The organism is Micromonospora globispora (assembly GCF_003857015.1).
Taxonomy (GTDB): domain Bacteria; phylum Actinomycetota; class Actinomycetes; order Mycobacteriales; family Micromonosporaceae; genus Micromonospora; species Micromonospora globispora.
In genome coordinates this window covers 1-2,684 of the sequence record NZ_QGGF01000008.1, presented here as the reverse complement: position 1 = coordinate 2,684, position 2,684 = coordinate 1, and the positions used below count along the sequence as shown (strand labels likewise).

Genomic DNA, 2,684 nt, shown 5'->3' with positions numbered 1-2,684 from the left:
CTCGACGACCGGGGCGGGGTGACCGCCCGCCGCGAGCGGGCCTGGCACGAGGCGGCCCGGACGGTGGTCGCCGCGCTCGACGACGGCGCCCGGTCGGTCGCCTTCGCCACCATCGGCGACCCGAACGTCTACTCCACCTTCGGCTACCTGGCGCAGGGGGTGCGCGCCCTGCGCCCCGCCGTCGAGGTGCGCACCGTCCCCGGCGTCACCGCCATGCAGGAGCTGGCCGCCCGCAGCGGCGTGCCGCTCTGCGAAGGACGGGAGCCGCTGACCCTGCTGCCCGCCACCGCCGGGCTGGCGCTCATCGCCGACGCGCTCGCCGGGCCGGGCACCGTCGTCGTCTACAAGGGCTGGCGGCGCCATCCGGAGCTGGTCGGCGAGCTGCGCCGGCAGGGCCGGCTGGACGACGCCGTGCTGGGCCGGGGGCTGGGCCTGCCCGACGAGCGCGTCGGGCCGGTCGACGACGCCGACCACGACCTGCCGTACCTGTCGACGCTGCTGGTCCCGGCCCGCCGGGACCGCCGAGGAGGAAAGCTGTGACCAGCGGAAAGGTGTGGTTCGTCGGGGCCGGCCCCGGCGCCGCCGACCTGCTCACCCTGCGCGCCGCTTGGGTGATCGCCCAGGCCGACGTGGTGATCTGGGCGGCCAGCCTGGTGCACGCCGACGTCCTGACCCACGCCCGACCCGACGTCGAGATCGTCGACTCCTCGCAGCTGCCCATCGAGGGAGTGCTGCCGCTCTACCAGCGGGCCGCCGCCGAGGGCCTGACCGTGGCGCGGATCCACTCCGGCGACCCGGCGCTCTGGGGCGCCGTGCAGGAGCAGCTCGACCTCTGCCGGGCCCTCGACCTGGCGGTGGAGATCGTCCCCGGGGTGTCGTCGTTCACCGCGGTCGCCGCCATCGTCGGCCGGGAGCTCACCATCCCGGAGGTGGCCCAGTCGGTCATCCTCACCCGGCTCGAAGGTGGGAAGACCCCGATGCCGCCGGGGGAGCGGGTCCGCGACTTCGCCCGGCACGGCACCACCATGGCGCTCTTCCTCTCCGCCGCCCGCTCCGGGCAGGCACAGGCCGAACTGCTCGCCGGCGGGTACCCGCCGGAGACGCCCGTCGTCGTCGCGTACCAGGCGACCTGGCCGGACGAGCTGGTGGTGCGCTGCGCCCTCGGCGAGCTGGAGGCCACGGTCAAGGAGCACCGGCTCTGGAAGCACACCCTCTTCCTGGTCGGACCGGCGCTCGCCGCCAGCGGCACCCGCTCGCACCTCTACCACCCCGGGCACTTCCACACCTTTCGCCGGGCCGAGCCGGCCGCCCGCGCCGCACCGGCGCCGGCGACGCTGGGGACGGCCGGTCCCGATGACGTACGCCGAGCCGCCGCTGCGCGAGCCGGACCTGCCGCGTACCGCGAAGGTCCGGCCCACCGCGCTGCGTACCGGCTGGACCACCGGCGCCTGCGCGACGGCGGCGGCCAAGGCGGCGGTGACCGCGCTGGTCACCGGGGTGTCGCAGCGGCAGGTGGAGATCGGGCTGCCGGCCGGGCGGCGGGTGACCTTCGAGGTGGCCCGCTGCGAGGTGACGCCGGCCGAGCGGGCCGAGGCCGTGGTGGTGAAGGACGCCGGGGACGACCCGGACGTCACCAACGGCGCCGAACTGACCGCCACCGTGACCTGGCGGCCCGAGCCCGGGCTGCGGCTCGACGGGGGACCGGGCGTGGGCACGGTGACCAGGCCGGGGCTCGGGCTGGAGGTCGGCGGGCCCGCCATCAACGACACCCCACGCCGCATGATCGGGCAGGCCGTGGCCGAGGTGGTCGACCTGACCGAGGTCGGCGTCCGGGTGGTGATCAGCGTGCCCCGCGGCGAGATCATGGCCCGGAAGACCACCAACCGGCGGCTCGGCATCCTCGGCGGCATCTCCATCCTCGGCACCACCGGGATCGTCCGGCCGTTCTCCACCGCCTCCTGGCGGGCCAGCGTCGTGCAGGCGGTGCACGTGATGGCCGCCCAGGGGGAGCGGACCATGGTGCTCTGCACCGGGGGGCGTACCGAGCGGGCGGCCCGGGCGCTGCTGCCGGCGCTGCCCGAGGTGTGCTTCGTCGAGGTCGGCGACTTCACCGGCGCGGCGGTCACCGCCGCCGTCGGCGACGGCATGACCGGGGTGGTCTTCGTCGGCATGGCCGGCAAGCTGGCCAAGCTCGCCGCCGGCGTGCTGATGACCCACTACACCCGCTCCAGGGTGGACCTGTCGCTGCTCGGCGACGTGACCGCGGCGGCCGGTGGCGACGCCGACCTGGTGGCGGCGGTCGCGGCGGCGAACACCGGGCGGCACGCGTACGAGCTGTGGGAGGCCGCCGGGCTGCTCGGCCCCGCCGGGGACCTGCTCTGTCGGCGGGTACGCCAGGTGCTGCTCCGCTTCGCCACGCACGCCGTGACGGTCGACGTGGCCATGGTGGACTTCGCCGGCTCCCGCATCGTCGCCTCCTCGGGCCGGTGGGCCGCATGACCACCCCACCACCTGAGGCCGGGGAGGCGGTGCCCGCCGAGGCCCGACACGCCGAACTGCGTGCGCCAAAGAAGGCGCGGTCCGCGCCCGCCGGGACGGTCGTGACCGTGGTGGGGATCGACGCCGCGGGCCGGCCGCCGCGCTCCGCCGCCCTCGACGCGCTGGCCGAGGCGCGGCTGGTGGTC

General features: G+C 76.3%; 3 protein-coding genes and 1 pseudogene. All 4 read left to right on the top strand.

Annotated features, from left to right (window positions below):
* The coding region (locus DKL51_RS00215) for a precorrin-2 C(20)-methyltransferase (RefSeq protein WP_124811598.1) at positions 1-540 on the top strand (540 nt) is incomplete at its 5' end.
* A pseudogene (gene cobM / locus DKL51_RS00210) lies at positions 537-1,319 on the top strand (precorrin-4 C(11)-methyltransferase); the annotation flags it as partial. The gene DKL51_RS00215 and the pseudogene cobM, both read left to right, overlap by 4 nt.
* Positions 1,320-1,353: 34 nt before the next feature.
* Positions 1,354-2,499 carry a cobalt-precorrin-5B (C(1))-methyltransferase gene (locus DKL51_RS00205; RefSeq protein ID WP_124811597.1) on the top strand — a complete coding sequence of 382 codons (1,146 nt, stop codon included), beginning with the start codon at positions 1,354-1,356 and terminating at the stop codon, positions 2,497-2,499.
* The coding region (locus tag DKL51_RS34580) for a hypothetical protein (protein ID WP_185734651.1) at positions 2,496-2,684 on the top strand (189 nt) is incomplete at its 3' end. The genes DKL51_RS00205 and DKL51_RS34580, both read left to right, overlap by 4 nt.

Excerpts from the sequence above, each read along its gene's own strand:
- DKL51_RS00205 (WP_124811597.1), top strand. The coding sequence starts at position 1,354 with ATGACGTACGCCGAGCCGCCGCTGCGCGAGCCGGACCTGCCGCGTACC.